14 protein-coding genes are annotated in these 15,028 nt (G+C 68.8%); 9 read left to right on the forward strand and 5 right to left on the reverse strand.

The features are described from left to right. Positions 1-52 precede the first annotated feature (52 nt). The 7 genes from SALMUC_RS18965 to SALMUC_RS18995 all read left to right on the forward strand — a co-directional run bounded on the left by SALMUC_RS18965 (position 53) and on the right by SALMUC_RS18995 (position 8,700). On the forward strand, positions 53-1,474 hold the full coding sequence (locus SALMUC_RS18965; protein WP_020039212.1) for a cryptochrome/photolyase family protein: 1,422 nt from the start codon (positions 53-55) through the stop codon (positions 1,472-1,474). Positions 1,475-1,566: 92 nt separating this feature from the next. After that, a complete protein-coding gene (locus SALMUC_RS18970; protein ID WP_020039213.1) occupies positions 1,567-2,775 on the forward strand; it encodes an SAM-dependent methyltransferase in 1,209 nt (402 codons plus the stop codon). A 4-nt stretch (positions 2,776-2,779) separates the two neighbouring features. Beyond that, the gene (locus SALMUC_RS18975; RefSeq protein ID WP_021120636.1) at positions 2,780-3,220 is read left to right on the forward strand and encodes a TrgA family protein; all 441 of its coding nucleotides are present in this window, start codon (positions 2,780-2,782) and stop codon (positions 3,218-3,220) included. A 15-nt stretch (positions 3,221-3,235) separates the two neighbouring features. Next, positions 3,236-4,354 (forward strand): NUDIX domain-containing protein, encoded by a 1,119-nt coding sequence (locus SALMUC_RS18980; RefSeq protein WP_020039215.1) that lies wholly within the window; start codon positions 3,236-3,238, stop codon positions 4,352-4,354. A 61-nt stretch (positions 4,355-4,415) separates the two neighbouring features. Further along, complete coding sequence (locus SALMUC_RS18985) at positions 4,416-5,450, forward strand: cysteine synthase A (RefSeq protein ID WP_020039216.1); 1,035 nt, start codon at positions 4,416-4,418, stop codon at positions 5,448-5,450. A 16-nt stretch (positions 5,451-5,466) separates the two neighbouring features. After that, positions 5,467-7,977, forward strand: coding sequence for a DUF3772 domain-containing protein (locus SALMUC_RS18990; RefSeq protein ID WP_020039217.1), 2,511 nt, complete (start codon positions 5,467-5,469; stop codon positions 7,975-7,977). Between the two features lie 3 nt (positions 7,978-7,980). Continuing rightward, complete coding sequence (locus SALMUC_RS18995) at positions 7,981-8,700, forward strand: alanyl-tRNA editing protein (protein ID WP_020039218.1); 720 nt, start codon at positions 7,981-7,983, stop codon at positions 8,698-8,700. A gap of 15 nt (positions 8,701-8,715) precedes the next feature. Here the strand turns inward: SALMUC_RS18995 and SALMUC_RS19000 are convergent, their stop codons facing one another. Both SALMUC_RS19000 and SALMUC_RS19005 read right to left on the reverse strand, forming a co-directional pair. After that, positions 8,716-9,597, reverse strand: coding sequence for a DMT family transporter (locus SALMUC_RS19000; protein WP_020039219.1), 882 nt, complete (start codon positions 9,595-9,597; stop codon positions 8,716-8,718). A 77-nt stretch (positions 9,598-9,674) separates the two neighbouring features. Further along, the gene (locus tag SALMUC_RS19005; protein ID WP_020039220.1) at positions 9,675-10,484 is read right to left on the reverse strand and encodes a tellurite resistance TerB family protein; all 810 of its coding nucleotides are present in this window, start codon (positions 10,482-10,484) and stop codon (positions 9,675-9,677) included. A 117-nt stretch (positions 10,485-10,601) separates the two neighbouring features. On the opposite strand from SALMUC_RS19005, the gene SALMUC_RS19010 reads away from it, so the two are divergent. Further along, positions 10,602-11,480, forward strand: coding sequence for a DMT family transporter (locus tag SALMUC_RS19010; RefSeq protein WP_037372332.1), 879 nt, complete (start codon positions 10,602-10,604; stop codon positions 11,478-11,480). Positions 11,481-11,489: 9 nt separating this feature from the next. Here the strand turns inward: SALMUC_RS19010 and SALMUC_RS19015 are convergent, their stop codons facing one another. Further along, positions 11,490-12,908: a protein adenylyltransferase SelO gene (locus SALMUC_RS19015; RefSeq protein WP_020665191.1), complete on the reverse strand. Its 1,419-nt coding sequence runs from the start codon at positions 12,906-12,908 to the stop codon at positions 11,490-11,492. 99 nt (positions 12,909-13,007) lie between these two features. On the opposite strand from SALMUC_RS19015, the gene SALMUC_RS19020 reads away from it, so the two are divergent. Then, positions 13,008-13,547, forward strand: a complete 540-nt coding sequence (locus SALMUC_RS19020; protein ID WP_020039224.1) for a CBS domain-containing protein — start codon at positions 13,008-13,010, stop codon at positions 13,545-13,547. Between the two features lie 13 nt (positions 13,548-13,560). Here the strand turns inward: SALMUC_RS19020 and SALMUC_RS19025 are convergent, their stop codons facing one another. Then, positions 13,561-14,007 (reverse strand): GNAT family N-acetyltransferase, encoded by a 447-nt coding sequence (locus SALMUC_RS19025; protein WP_020039225.1) that lies wholly within the window; start codon positions 14,005-14,007, stop codon positions 13,561-13,563. Further along, entirely contained in the window at positions 14,004-14,942 is a 939-nt protein-coding gene (locus SALMUC_RS19030) for a nucleoside hydrolase (RefSeq protein ID WP_020039226.1), read from the reverse strand. The genes SALMUC_RS19025 and SALMUC_RS19030 overlap by 4 nt, the downstream gene beginning before the upstream one ends. Between the last annotated feature and the right edge of the window lie 86 nt (positions 14,943-15,028).

Genomic DNA, 15,028 nt, shown 5'->3' on the forward strand with positions numbered 1-15,028 from the left:
GAGGGCCTGTCGTAGGTTATTGAAACACTTGCAGGCAGACCCGAGGAGCAGCATGCCCGAGACTTCGCCCGTCATCGTGTGGATCCGCCGCGATCTGCGCCTGAGCGACCACGCAGCGCTGCACGCGGCCGGGCAGGCGGGACGGCCCGTCATTCCGGTCTTCATCCGCGACCACACCGTCGACGACCTCGGCGCCGCGCCGAAATGGCGGCTGGGCCTGGGCGTCGGGCACTTCGCCGAGACGCTGGCCGCGAAGGGCAGCAGGCTGGTGCTGCGCGCGGGGCCCGCGCGCGAGGTGCTGGAGCAGCTGGTGGACGAGACCGGCGCCGGTGCCGTCTGGTGGCAGCGCGCCTACGATCCGGCTTCGGTCGAGCGCGACACAGCGGTGAAGAGCGCTCTCAAGGATCGCGGCATCGACGCCCAGAGCTTTGCCGGGCACGTGCTGTTCGAGCCCTGGACGGTCGAGACCAAGCAGGGCGAATTCTACAAGGTTTACAGCCCGTTCTGGCGTGCTGTTCACACGCGTGACGTGGCCGAGCCGCTGCCCGCGCCGGACCGTCTGCCAGCGCCGGAGAGCTGGCCCGAGAGCGACGCGCTGGACGACTGGCGCCTTGGCGAGGCGATGCGGCGCGGGGCGGCCGTCGTCCGTCCCTGGGTGCAACTGGGCGAAGAGGCGGCGCAGGCGCGGCTGGGCGGTTTCATGTCCGGCAAGATCGGCGCTTACAAGGACGGCTGCAACGCGGTGGCCGAGGATGGCACCTCAAACCTTTCGGAGAACCTCGCGCTTGGCGAGATCAGCCCGGCGCAGTGCTGGCACGCAGGCCTGCGCGCGCAGGAGGCCGGCAAGGAGGGCGCCGAGACCTGGCTCAAGGAGCTGGTCTGGCGCGACTTCGCCTATCACCTTCTGTGGCACACGCCGCATCTGCCCGAGAGCAACTGGCGCCCGGAGTGGGACGGGTTTCCCTGGAACGAGGACGAACGCCGCAAGGAAGTGATCGCCTGGAAGCGCGCGCGCACGGGTATTCCCTTTGTCGATGCGGGCCTGCGTGAGATGTACGTGACCGGACGGATGCACAACCGGGCGCGCATGGTCGTGGCAAGTTACCTGACCAAGCACCTGATGTGCCATTGGAAAATCGGTCTGGAGTGGTTCGAGGACTGCCTCATCGACTGGGATCCGGCCAGCAATTCGCTTGGCTGGCAGTGGACCGCCGGCTCTGGTCCTGACGCCGCGCCCTATTTCCGGGTCTTCAACCCGATCACCCAGCGCGAACGCTTCGACCCCGATGCCGACTACGTGCGCCGCTGGATCGCCGAGGGGCAGCGGAACCCGCCGGAAACGGCACTGGCCTACTTCGACGCGATCCCCGAAAGCTGGGCGATGTCGCCGGAGGATGACTACCCCGAACCGGTCGTTGGTGCCGACGAAGGCCGCAAGGCGGCGCTCGCGGCCTATGAAAACAGGGACTTCTGAGCCATTCCCGCGCATTGGCGCTTGCCGGATCGTGGGGGGCGACTAATCTTGCCCGAACGCCGGCCGAGAACAGCAAGAAAACGGAGACGTGCATGATCCTCACCGACACGACGGGCCAGACCGGGCTGCCGCGATACTTCTCGCGCGTCTTCGACGCGGTGAACGACATGAACCGGGGCCGGCTGGACTTCGTGTTGCCCGACGGGCGGCGCTTTCGCGCCGAGGGGCACAATCCCGGTCCCGTGGCGGAGCTGCACATCCACAACTCCGATATCTTCGCCCGGCTTATCCGCGAGGGCGACCTGGGCTTCTGCGAGGCCTACATGGACGGGTGGTGGACCTCGCCCGACCTGATGGCCTTTCTCGATCTCGTGCATGCCGACAACGACGACCTCTACGATGGTTTCCCCGGCATGGGACTGGTGCGAGCCTTCGAGAAGCTGCGCTTCGTGCTGCAGTCGAACACCAAGCGGCAGGCGCGCAAGAACATCTCGCATCACTACGACCTCGGCAACGAGTTCTATTCCCGCTGGCTCGACGACACGATGACCTACTCCTCGGCGCTCTTCGAGACCGGGCAGGAGAGCCTCGAGAAGGCGCAGATCGCGAAATACGCCTCGATGGTCGACCAGATGGGCGCGAAACCGGGCGACCACGTGCTGGAAATCGGCTGCGGCTGGGGCGGGTTCGCGGAATACGCCGCGCGCGAGCGGGGGCTGCGGGTGACGGGCCTCACGATCAGCCGAGAGCAGTTGAACTATGCCCGCGAGAGAATTGAAAAGGCAGGACTTTCCGACCGTGTCGAGCTGAAGCTGCAGGACTACCGCGACGAGCGGGGCAGTTATGACGGCATCGCCTCGATCGAGATGTTCGAGGCGGTGGGCGAACGCTACTGGCCGGCCTATTTCGGCACGCTGCGCGACCGTCTCAAGCCCGGCGGCAATGCGACGCTGCAGATCATCACCGTCCAGCACAAGCGCTGGGAGGTCTACCGGCGCGGCGTGGATTTCATCCAGAAATACATCTTCCCGGGCGGCATGCTGCCGAGCCCGGTGGTGCTGCGTCAGGAAATCGAGAAGGCCGGCCTCAGCGTCGCGCGTTCGGTCGAGTTCGGCGAAAGCTATTCCCAGACCCTGCGGCGCTGGCACGAGCGCTTCAACGAGGCCTGGGAGGACATTGCCTGTCTCGGATTCGACACAAGATTTAGAAGAATGTGGAATTTCTATCTCACATCTTGCGCGGCCACGTTCCACAGCGGAAACTGCGACGTGACGCAGATCACGGTGACGAGGCCAAGCTGATTCCATGTGGACCGCCGCAAGACTGGTAACAGCCCTCTGCCTGGCGGTGCTCGGATACCTCGCGTCCGAGGTGGTTCGTGGTCTCTGGACGGAAACCACTCAATTCGGCTGGTTCAACTGGGTGAACACCGTCATCGGATTTTTTTGCGGCTGGTTCATCGTCGGCCCGAGACTGGGAAACGGTATGGGCCCGGGGATCTCTCTCGGGGCGACCGGCGCGGCGGCGCTGGTGTTCTGGGGCCTTTTCGTTCAGTCCGTGAACGAGATGGTGCGGCTGGCCATGCGTCACCGGTTCGACGGCCCGGTCGAGGCCTTTTCGGCCATCTTCGACCTTGGCACCGAATACGGCGCTGTCCTGCTCGACGGCGGCTTCTTCATCTTGATGATCGTGGGTGCGATCATCACCGGTGTCCTCGGGGAGATCGCGGCGCGGAACTGGCGCTAGGAGTAGGGAGTCATCTTGACCGACCGTTTCGTTTTTGGCGCGCTGTGCTATCGCCCGCTTCTGGAAATCGTGCTCGGCGGGCCGGTGACGCGGCAGCCCGCGCGGCTGCCGGACTACAGCGTCTACGCCCTGCGCGGCGGGCCGCTCGACCTGGGCGCGCTCTGTGCGACACCGGGCGCGGCGGCAGAGGGATTGCTGCTCACCGGGCTCGACGCCACGCAGGCCGCGCGGCTGGATTTCCACGCCGGCGGCGTCACGCCGCAGAAGGTCGAGGTGGTCGCTGCCGAGGGCCGGACTCCTGCCGAGGCGCATGTCGAGGGGTGCCCGCCGCAGGACTGCCGGGCGCTCTGGGATCACGATGGTTGGATCGCGGACTGGGGCAGCCTGGCCTGCGCCACGGCCGAGGCGATGATGCTGCGTTTCGGCCGGGTGGATGCGGCCGAGGTCGCCGGCCTCGCACCCTTTCTCGCGGCGCGCGCCTGGGCGCGGCACCTCGCGCAGCACGGTGCGCCCTGCAGCCTGCGCAGCGACATGGGCCGCGACAAGGTCGAGCTGGTGCGCGACAAGCCGGGCTTCGAGGGATTCTTCCGCCTCCGGGCCTTCGACATCCGCCATCGCCGCTTTGACGGCACCATCTCGGAAACCATCGGGCGCGAAGGCTTCATCGCCTACGACGCGGCGCTGGTGCTGCCCTACGACCCGGTGACCGACCAGGTGCTACTGATCGAGCAGCTGCGCTACGGGCCCGTGCTGCGCGGCGACCCGCACCCCTGGGTGCTCGAGCCGGTGGCGGGCCTCGTGGACGCGGGCGAGAGCCCCGATTCCTGCGCGCTGCGCGAGGCGGTGGAGGAGGCGGGCCTGCACCTGCGCGACATCCGCCCCATGGCCCGGGTCTATGCCTCGCCCGGCTACACGACCGAGTTCTTCCACTGCTTCCTGGGGCTGGCGGATCTGGCATCCTACACGGCCGGTCTTGGCGGGCTGGACAGCGAGCACGAGGACATCCGCAGTCACGTGATGAGCTTCGACAAGGCCATAGCGCTGGTCGAGAGCGGCGAGGTCAACGTTGGACCGCTGGCGATGATGCTGCTTTGGCTGGCACGCGAGCGTGATCGGCTGCGCGCGACCGCTTGAGTTCCCGGCGACCTCACCATAGACACGTGGGACAAATTCGGAACCACGGGAGGGCGCCCCAATGCGCGTGGCACAGGATCTGGCACAGGCCATCGGACACACGCCGCTGATCCGGCTCAAACACGCCAGTGAGGCGACGGGTTGCGAGATCCTCGGCAAGGCCGAGTTCATGAACCCCGGCCAGTCGGTCAAGGACCGCGCGGCGCTCTACATCATCCGCGACGCGATGGAGAAGGGCCTGCTCGAGCCGGGCGGCACCGTGGTCGAGGGGACCGCCGGCAACACCGGCATCGGACTGGCACTGGTGGGCGCTTCGCTGGGGCTCAAGACGGTGATCGTGATCCCCGAGACCCAGAGCCAGGAAAAGAAGGACATGATCCGCCTGGCCGGCGCGGACCTCGTGCAGGTGCCCGCGGCGCCCTACAAGAACCCGAACAACTACGTGAAGTACTCCGGCCGGCTCGCCGAGAAGCTGGCGAAGAGCGAGCCCGGCGGCGCGATCTGGGCCAACCAGTTCGACAACGTCGCCAACCGCCGCGCGCACGTCGAGACCACGGGGCCCGAGATCTGGGAGCAGACCGACGGCAAGGTCGACGGTTTCGTCTGCGCCGTGGGGTCGGGCGGCACGCTTGCGGGCGTGGCCGAGGCGCTGCAGCCCAAGGGCGTTAAGATCGGTCTCGCCGATCCGATGGGCGCCGCGCTCTACAGCTACTACACGACCGGCGAGTTCAAGGCCGAGGGTGACTCCATCGCCGAGGGGATCGGGCAGGGGCGCGTGACCGCGAACCTCGAGGGGTTCACGCCCGACTTCTGCTGTCAGGTGCCCGACGACGAGGCGCTGCCGGTGGTCTACGACCTGCTGTCGCAGGAGGGGCTCTGCCTTGGCGGCTCCTCGGGGATCAACGTGGCCGGCGCCATGCGCATGGCGCGCGAGATGGGGCCCGGGCACACGATCGTCACGGTACTGTGCGACTACGGCAACCGCTACCAGTCCAAGCTCTTCAACCCCGAGTTCCTGAAGGGCAAGGGCCTGCCGGTGCCGCACTGGCTGGATCGCGCGCCGGCGAGCATTCCCGGCGTCTTCGAGGACGCCTGACCGGAAGGGCCGAGCCATGAGCGAAGCGGTCGACGGCCGCGCTGGCCGAGTCCTCCCGATCCTGACCCGTGGTGCCGCGCTGTGTGCGGCGGCGCTGGTGGCGCTCGTGCTCACGCTGAGCGCCGTCTTCGGGCAGGTCGACCGGGACCAGTACGCGGAATGGGAAAATCTCGCGACACGGGCCGAAGAGGTGCTTTCGGCCGAGCGCGCGTCGGACGATGCGCTCGAGGAACTGCGCGCATCTCTGGCGCAATGGCGCGAGACCTTTCTGAACGGCGAGAACGTGAACGCGGCGCGCATCGACACGTTGCAGTCGCAGCTCGACTCGCTGGGCCCGGCGCCCGACGACGGCTCCCGCGAGACCGACAACCTCGCGCAGCGGCGCAGTGAACTCGAGGAGCAGCTGGCCGCGGCGCAGGCACCTGTGCGGCGGGCCGAGGAAGCCTACATCCGGGCCGACGGGCTGATCCGCGAGATCGACGAGATCATCCGCACGCGGCAGGCCGACGAGTTGTTGCGCATCGGACCCTCGCCGCTGATCCCGCAACTCTGGCCGCAGGCGGCCGAGGAAGCGCTTGGCGCGCTCAACAATCTCTGGACCGAGATGCGCCGTAACGCGGGGTCCGAGTTGGTGCTGACCTCTCTGCGAAGCAACCTGCCGGTCATCCTGTTGCTGGTCGCGGTGGCGCTGGTGCTGGTCATGCGCGGGCCGATCTGGGTGCGCAGGGCCGGTGACAGGCTGCGCCACTGGGCACGGCGGGGCACCGGCGTCTGGCGCTTCCTCGTGTCGCTGGGCCTGATCCTGGTGCCGCTGGCGGGCCTGATCGCCCTGACGAGCGCGGCCTACCTGACCGAACTGGCGGGCGCGAACGGGCAGACGATCCTGCTCATGGTGCCGATCTGGGGCGGCGTGCTGCTCTTCATCCGCTGGCTGGCCGACCGGAGTTTCAACCAGGACGACGCGGTCGCCACGCTGCCGCTGGGACCTGCGCGGCGGACCGAGGCCTGGGTCTATTCCAGCTTCCTCGCGCTGCTCTTCGTTCTGCGGTCGGTCGGCGAGACCTTTGCGAAGATCTACGAGTTTTCCGAGGACACGCGGGTGGTGCTGGACTTCCCGGTGCTGGTGCTGTGCTCGCTGGTGCTGTTCCGCCTGGGCCAGATCCTGGCCGGAGTGGTCGCCGAGGCCGCCCAGGATGGCGACGACCATCCGGCGACGGCGACCGACGAGCATGGCACGCTGCTGACCGGCGCCTACTTCCGCCTGCGGCTCACGCGGCTGGTCGGGCAGGCCTGCATGGGCATTGCCGTCGTCGGCCCGGCGATGGCGGTGATCGGCTATGTCATGGCCGGCGACGCGCTCGTCTACCCGGCGATAGAAACGCTGGCGCTGATGGCGCTGGTGCTCGTGCTGCAGCGCTTCATCAACGACCTCTACGAGCTCGTGACCGGCCGCAACGCCGATGAATCGAACAGCCTGATCACCGTGCTGGCGGGCTTTGCGCTGATGCTGGGGGCCCTGCCGCTGCTGGCCTTGACCTGGGGCGCGCGGCCGGCGGACCTGACCGAGCTCTGGGCGCACTTCCGCGAGGGGCTGGTGCTGGGCGACACGCGGATCTCGCCGACCTCGTTCCTTGCGATGATCGCGATCTTCGCCCTGGGCTACGCGCTAACCCGGCTGCTGCAGTCGGGGCTGCGCAACTCGATCCTGCCGCGCACGCGCATGGATCTCGGCGGGCAGAACGCCGTGGTCACGGGGCTGGGCTACATCGGGGTCATTCTCGCCGCGCTGGCCGCGATCACGGCGGCGGGGATCGACCTCACCGCGCTGGGGTATGTCGCCGGTGCGCTGTCGGTCGGCATCGGCTTCGGTCTGCAGAACATCGTGTCCAACTTCGTCTCGGGCATCATCCTGCTGGTCGAGCGCCCGATCTCGGAGGGCGACTGGATCGAGGTCGGGCCCAACATGGGCATCGTCAAGGACATCTCGGTGCGCTCGACCCGGATCGAGACCTTCTCGCGCACCGACGTGATCGTTCCGAACTCGGATTTCGTCTCGGGGACGGTGACCAACTACACCCGGGGCAACACCATCGGGCGGGTCTTCATCGAGGTGGGCGTGGCCTATGGCACCGACACGCAGAAGGTGCATGACATCCTGCTCAGCATCACCCGGCAGCACCGGCTCGTGATGCTGAACCCGGCGCCCATGGTGACCTTCGCGCGCTTCGGGGCCGACGCGCTGGAGTTCGAGATCCGGGCCATCATCACGGACGTGAACGAGGTGCTGATCGTCACGTCCGAGTTCAACCACGAGATCGCCCGCCGCTTCCAGGAAGAGGGGATCGAGATCCCCTTCGCGCAGCGTGACATCTGGCTGCGCAACCCCGAAACGCTACGACAGCGTCCGGAGCGGTCGGGGCAGGAGCCCTTCGCCCGGGCCGCGGACGGGCGGGGCAAGGGCGACGACCGCGTGGCGCGCGACCCGGAACAGTACGACGATGGCGCCGGCGACGGCGAAGGAGAATAGACCATGACGACGAAGCTGCTGTTTCGCGAGGACGCCTATGCGCGCGACGCGCAGGCCGAGGTTGCCGCGCTGACGGAAGAGGGGGGGATCGTGCTCGATGCCACGATCTTCTATCCCACCGGGGGCGGTCAGCCCGGCGACAGCGGGCGCCTCGACTGGCCCGGCGGGTCGATGACCATCGCGACGGCCGTGAAGGGAGAGGGCGGCACCGTGGTGCTGGTTCCGGCCGAACCCGTTGCGGTGCCGCCTGTGGGCACGCGGGTGACGCAGAACCTCGACTGGGAGCGGCGCCACAAGCACATGCGCGTGCACACGGCGTTGCACCTGCTGTCGGTGGTCGTGCCCCTGCCGGTGACCGGCGGCTCGATCGGTGCCGGGTCGGGGCGGCTCGACTTTGCCATGCCCGAACCGCCCGAGGACAAGGCCGCGCTCGAGGCTGCGCTGAACGAGCTGGTGGATCGGGACCTCGTGGTGAGCGAGGAATGGATCGACGACGCGACGCTCGACGCCAACCCCGAGCTGGTCAAGACGATGGCGGTGCAGCCGCCGCGCGGACAGGGCCAGGTCCGGCTGGTGCGGATCGGCGAGGGCCCAGAGCCGGTGGATCTTCAGCCCTGCGGCGGCACGCACGTGGCGCGCACCGGCGAAATCGGCAGTGTGCGGCTTGGCAAGATCGAGAACAAGGGCCGGCAGAACCGCCGGGTGAACCTCATCCTCGAGTAGGGCGCCCGTCGCGGCTCAGGCGGGGGCGCGTTGCCGCGCGCTGCGCCGCCCGTGCAGGATGTAGAGCGCCAGCGCGCCAAGCACGACGGCACCGCCGGCCAGCATGCGCGGGCCGGGCGTCTCTCCGAGCGCGGCCCAGACCCAGACCGGCCCGAGCACGGTTTCCAGTAGCATGAAGAGGCTCACGTTGGCCGCCTGCGTGTGGCGCGAGGCCGAACTCAGCGAGAAGAACGAGGCGGGCAGGATCACCAGCCCGGTCAGCAGGATCGCGGTGACGTTGCCATCGGTCATCTGCGCGGGCCCGGTGAGCAGAAGCCCGGTCAGGCCCGAGAGCGACGCCCCGGTGCCGAGTGCCGGGAGCAGCGGCAGCGCAGGCGCGCGGCGCAGGGTGACGAAGGTCGTCGCAAGGCAGCCCGCCACGCCGAAACCGCAGAGCGCGCCCGTCAGCGCCGCGCGGTCGAAGGCCAGTTCGCCCTGGTCCGAGACGGCCAGCGCGATGCCCGCGAGGACGACGGCGATGGTGATCCATGTGGCGCGCGAGGTGGGCTCGCCCAGCCAGAGCCGCGACAGGACCGCCGCCCAGACCGGCGAGGTGGCGATGGCGATGAGCACCACGGCGACCGGCGCTGCGGCGATGCCCAGCGGGAAGAGCATCGCGTTGAAATACTGCGCCGCGATCAGCACGACGCCCGCGCCACTGGCCACCCGCGCCAGCGCGCCCCGGTCGCGCGATGTCAGCAGCCAGGCGCCCCAGAAGACCGCGCCGACGCAAAGCCCGCGCCAGCCCAGCATCTGCAGGCCCTCCATTCCGGATAACCGCATGAAAAGCGCGTCGGGGGTCAGCACCAGGGCGCCGAAGGCGGCCAGCCCGATGCCGTAGAGCGGGTGCGCGTGCATCCTGTCTCCGAGGGATCGCGAGTGAAAAGGCCCCGCCCTTGTCGCGGGCGGGGCCGGGAAAGGCAAGCCGAAGCGGCTCAGGCGTAGAGCGGCTGCAGGCCCATCTGCATGTGCAGCACGTTCACGCCGGTCTCGGGCAGGGCCATCGCCTTGGCCAGTCGGTCGAGGTACTGCGCCTCCTCGGGCGTGTCGACGCGCATGGTCATGAGCGAGGCGGCATAGACCTGCGTGCGCAGCGCTGGCGGCGTGTCGCCTGCAAGGCCCTCGGGGTCGAGCGGCGCGGCGATCTGGTCCTCGACGAATGCGACGTCCGCGCGGTCGGCATCGGCGCCCAGGGTGTCGAGGATCTTGGCCCGTTCCGCCTGGTCGATCTCGCCATCGGCCTTTGCGGCCTGGATCATGGCGCGCAGCATGAGGGCGGCGGTCTTCTCGGCCTCGGGCGCGGTCTCGGCGGTGCGGAACTGGTCCACCATGCCGCCGACGTGCCGGCCACCCGAGATGGCGGCGCCGCCCGCGGCGGCCAGCAGCCCGGCAAGACCCGGGCCGCTCTGGTCCGACATGGCCGAGAGCAGGCCGCGCCGCGTGTCGCTCGCAGCGCCCGGGCCGCCTGTCGCGGCGCCGGTCATGGCTCCCATGTTGCCCATGCTGCCGAGCAGGGCGCCGAGCCCGCCCTGCTGCATGCTGGCCATCATGTCCTGCAGCGGGTTCGACCGGCCGGCCATCGCCTCACCCATTCGCGCCTGCATCTGCGTTCCGGGCTCCTTGCCCGGCACCTGGGCGCCGCCGCGTAGCAGGGCGCCGAAGCCCTGTCCGCCCGACAGCCGATCGACGCCCCGCGCCGCGGCATAGCCGATCGCCACCTTGGCAAGCGTTCCCATGAGACCCATCCGACACCTCCTTCGTCTCCGATGATTCAAGGCCAGCCTGACAGAAAGCGGAGCCGCTGGCGAAGGGGAATCGGGGCCCGTCTTGACGCCGCAGGGCCGCCGGTGTCTGTGTCGCGGATGACGACACGACGCGCGATGGACATGGCCGGGGCTGCCGGGCTTTTCGGATTCTCGACCTTGCTGGCCTTCAACCAGGTGGTCATCAAGGTCACCAACGCGGGCTTTTCGCCGGTTTTTGCCGCCGGGCTGCGTTCGGTCATTTCGCTGGCGGTGATCGGCCTCTGGCTGCTGCTCCGGCGGCGCTCACTGGGGGCGATGCGTCGCTCGGTCGGGGGCGGGCTGCTCGTGGGGCTGTTCTTCTCGGCCGAGTTCCTGATGCTCTTCACCGCGCTCGACCTGACGACGGTCGCGCGGGCCTCGATCATCTTCTATTCCATGCCGGTCTGGCTGGCACTGGCGGCCCACTTCGTGTTGCCGGGCGAGCGACTGAGCCCGGTGCGCGCGCTGGGACTTGGGCTGGCCATGCTGGGGGTTGCCTGGGCACTTTATGACCCGGGCAGCCAAGGCTTCGGCGATTGGCGCGGCGAAGCCTTGGCCCTGGCGGCCGCGTTGTGCTGGGCGGGGATCGCACTGACCCTGCGGCTGAGCCGCGTTTCCGAGATTCCGCCGGAGGGGCAGCTCGTCTGGCAGCTTGCCGTCTCGGCTTTGGTGCTCACCGCGGTGGCGCCGCTCTTCGGCCCGGTCCTGCGCGCGCCGGAGGCGCTGCACGTCACCGGGCTGGTCTTTCAGGGTGTGGCCGTGTCTGGCCTGGGCTTTCTCGCCTGGCTCTTCCTGCTGTCGCGCTACCGGGCTTCCGACGTGGCGGCCTTCAGCTTCCTGTCGCCGGTGCTGGCCGTGGGCATGGGCTGGGCGCTTCTGGACGAGCCGGTGGGCCCGGGCCTGCTGGGGGCGCTGGCGCTGGTGGCCGTCGGTGTCGTGCTCATCAACAGGCGCTGAGGCGGGGCCTCAGGTGCCGCAGAAGGTGGCGGGCACGACCTCGTCCGGCAGTGGCGGGCGCTGCAGTTCCTCGGCCTCGGGCTGGTCGTCGTAGGGGCACGACAGGACCGCGTTGAGGTGGTGGAAGGGCCGGTCATCGCCATCGACCGCCGCGGCGATCATCTGTTCGATACGGTGATTGCGCGGGATGAAGGCTGGGTTCACGGAGCGCATCAGCCCCTCGGGATCGGGCTCCTCGGCGATCCGGCTGCGCCATCGCGCCTCCCACGCATCAAACGCCGCACGGTCGGTGAACTGGTCGCGCGCCGTGCCGGCGGGCAGGGCGCGGAAGGTGTTCGTGAAGTCCGCCTGGTTGGCGTGCATCGCCGCCAGCAGGTCGCCCACGAGCTGCGCGTCCTCGGGGCGCGGCTCGGCAATGCCGATCTTGGCGGCGAAGCGGCGCAGCCACTCGGCGCGGATCAGGTCGGGCATGGCGTGCACGATCTCGGTGAACTCTTCGACCGCGCGGTCGTGATCCTCGGTCAGCGGCACCAGCGCGGTGGCGAGCTGTGCCATGTTCCAGACGACGATTTCGGCCTGCGCGGAATAGCCGTAGCGGCCCCAGCGGTCGATCGAGGAATAGACCTGGTCGGGATCGAAGGCGTCCATGAAGGCGCAGGGCCCGTAATCGATGGTCTCGCCCGAGAGCGTGCAGTTGTCGGTGTTCATGACGCCGTGGATGAAGCCCAGGCTCAGCCACTGCGCGACGAGCATCGCCTGGCGCTCGCATACCTGCGAGAGCAGCTCGGCGGGGGTCGTGGCCTCGGGGTAATGGCGCTGCACGGTGTAGTCGAAGAGCCGCTTGAGGTCGTCGTACTGACGCCGCGATGCGAAGAGCTGGAAGGTGCCCACGCGGATGTGACTGGCGGCCACGCGCGTCAGCACGGCGCCGGGCAGGGGCGCCTCGCGCAGGACATCGTCGCCGGTGCGCACGGCAGCCAAGGCGCGGGTCGTTGGCACGCCCAGTGCGTGCATCGCCTCGGAGACGACGTATTCGCGCAGCACAGGCCCCAGCCAAGCGCGCCCGTCGCCGCCGCGGGAAAAGGGCGTGCGGCCCGAGCCCTTGAGCTGGATGTCGCGGCGCTTGCCGTCGCGGCCCACGACCTCGCCCAGCAGGTGCGCGCGGCCATCGCCGAGTTGTGGGTTGAAGCTGCCGAACTGGTGGCCGGCGTAGATCTGCGCCAGCGGTTCGGCCCCCTGCGGCACCTCGTTGCCGGCAAAGACCGATGCCAGCTCGGCGGCCTCGGCGGTGCCGACGCCGAGCAGCTCGGCCAGGGATTCGTTGACCGCAATGAGCCGCGGCGCGCTGACCGGGGTCGGCGCAAGGCGGGCATAGAAACCGTCGGGCAGGCGGGCGTAGGAATTGTCGAAGGGGATCTGCAGCGTCATGCCCCGAATATAGGGATTGTGCCGGGGCGCGACCAGTGCGCTTGCCCTGCGCGACAGCGCACTAACTCCGTGTCCAGAAATATTGACAGGAGGAGCGACATGGCCGCAACAAATCATTACAGCATGCAGCTGCGCGATCGTCCGGAATACGCCAGCAAGCCCGCGCCGCTGACGTTTTCGCCGGAGACACCCGTGGCCGAGGCGGTGGCCGCGATGAACGAACGCAACTACGGCTCGGTCGTCGTCGTGGATGCCGAGGACAAGGTTCAGGGTATCGTGACCGAGCGTGATGTGCTGCGAAAACTCGTCGGCGCGGGTCGCGCTGCAACCGAGACCCGGCTGAGCGAGATCATGACCGCCAACCCTCGCGTGGCCCGCGAGACCGACGAGGTCATCGACTGGCTGCGCATCATGTCGAACGAGCGCTTTCGCCGCTTGCCGGTCGTGGACGAGGCGGGCCGCATCCGGATGATCTTCACCCAGGGCGATTTCGTCTCCTACACTTGGCCCGACCTCATCTACCAGGCCAAGGAGCTCGCCAAGGCCAGCGTCGGGCGCAATTATCCCGTCTGGCTGATCGGCGGTGGCATCATGCTCTACTCGATCCTCATGGTGATCGTGGTCGCCTCGATCATCTAGGGCGACCCGCGGCTCACAGCGCGCGGGTCATCGGCGCGGTCTGCTCGCGCAGGCGGAAGCGGGCGCGGCGGTAGAACCTTTGCAGGCCCTCGTCGTCGCGGTCGACCTCGATATGCAGGGCGGTGATGCCGCTGTCGCGCAGGCCCTTGGCCAGCACGTCGAGCGCTTCGCCGCCCATGCCGCGACGGCGCACGGCCGCGCGGATGAAAATCTCGTTCACCGTGGCGTCGAGCCCCCCGAATTGTAGCGACCAGCCAAAGCTGACCGCCACGTAGCCGACGGGGGCCTTGCGCGGCCCGATGAGCCAGACCGCGCCGTGCGGCTGCCCCTCGAGCAACGGGGCGAGCGCCGCGCCGATATGGTCGGCGTCGATCTCGTTGCCCCGCTCGGCGTGAAATCCCGCCACCAGCGGCAGCAGCCGGTCGAGGTCCTCGGGTCCCGCGAGATGCAGCGATTTCATAGCCGGGCCAGCCTTTCCGTCAGCAGGGAGAAAAATCCGTCGGAGTCGAGGTCGCCCATGAAGGTGGCGTTGGGCGCCCGGTCGGTGACGCCCCACCAGTCGGCCACCGTCATCCCCAGCGTGAGCTGCGAGGTGGTCTCGATCTCGACGTTGATGTGCCGGCCGGTGAACAGGTCGGGGTTCAGCAGCCAGGCGGTGACGCAGGGATCGTGCAGCGGCGCGCCGAGCGAGCCGTATTTCTCGCGGTCGAAACGCTCGAAGAAGTCTGTCATCCGCGCCACGGCCTCGCCCACCGGGGTGCCGAGGCGGCGGAAGGCGTCGTTGCGGGGCTTGGTGACCAGCGCCTTGTGCGTCACGTCGAGCGGCATGACCGTGAGCGGCACGCCGGAGCGGAAAACGATATCGGCGGCCTCGGGGTCCACGTGGATGTTGAACTCGGCCGCGGGGGTGATGTTGCCCACCTCGAAGTAGGCGCCGCCCATGAGCACGATCTCGGCAACGCGGCCGACCACGTCCGGCGCCCGCTGGAAGGCCGTCGCGATGTTGGTGAGCGGGCCCAGCGGGCAGAGCGTGACCGTGCCCTCAGGCTCGTCGCGCAGCGTCTCGATCAGGAAGTCCACCGCGTGCTTGTCCTGCAGGTGCATGGTGGGCTCGGGCAACTCGGGGCCGTCGAGACCGGTCTTGCCGTGCACATGCTCGGCGGTGATGAGCCGGCGTTCCAGGGGCGCCTCGCAGCCGGCGAAGACGGGCAGGTCGGGACGGCCCGCCAGTTCGCAGACGATGCGCGCGTTGCGCGCCGTCAGCTCGAGCGGCACGTTGCCGGCGACCGCCGTGATGCCGAGCACCTCTAGCTCGTCCGGAGAGGCCAGCGCCAGCAGGATCGCGACGGCGTCGTCCTGGCCGGGATCGGTGTCGATGATGATGCGTCGTGCCATGTCTGTCGCGCCCCCGCGTTTCACCCGCGGACAGGTGACACGCACCGACCTCCCGTTCAAGCGCCATGACGGGCAGGGCGCGGGAC

It is taken from the genome of Salipiger mucosus DSM 16094 (genome assembly GCF_000442255.1).
Taxonomy (GTDB): Bacteria; Pseudomonadota; Alphaproteobacteria; order Rhodobacterales; family Rhodobacteraceae; genus Salipiger; species Salipiger mucosus.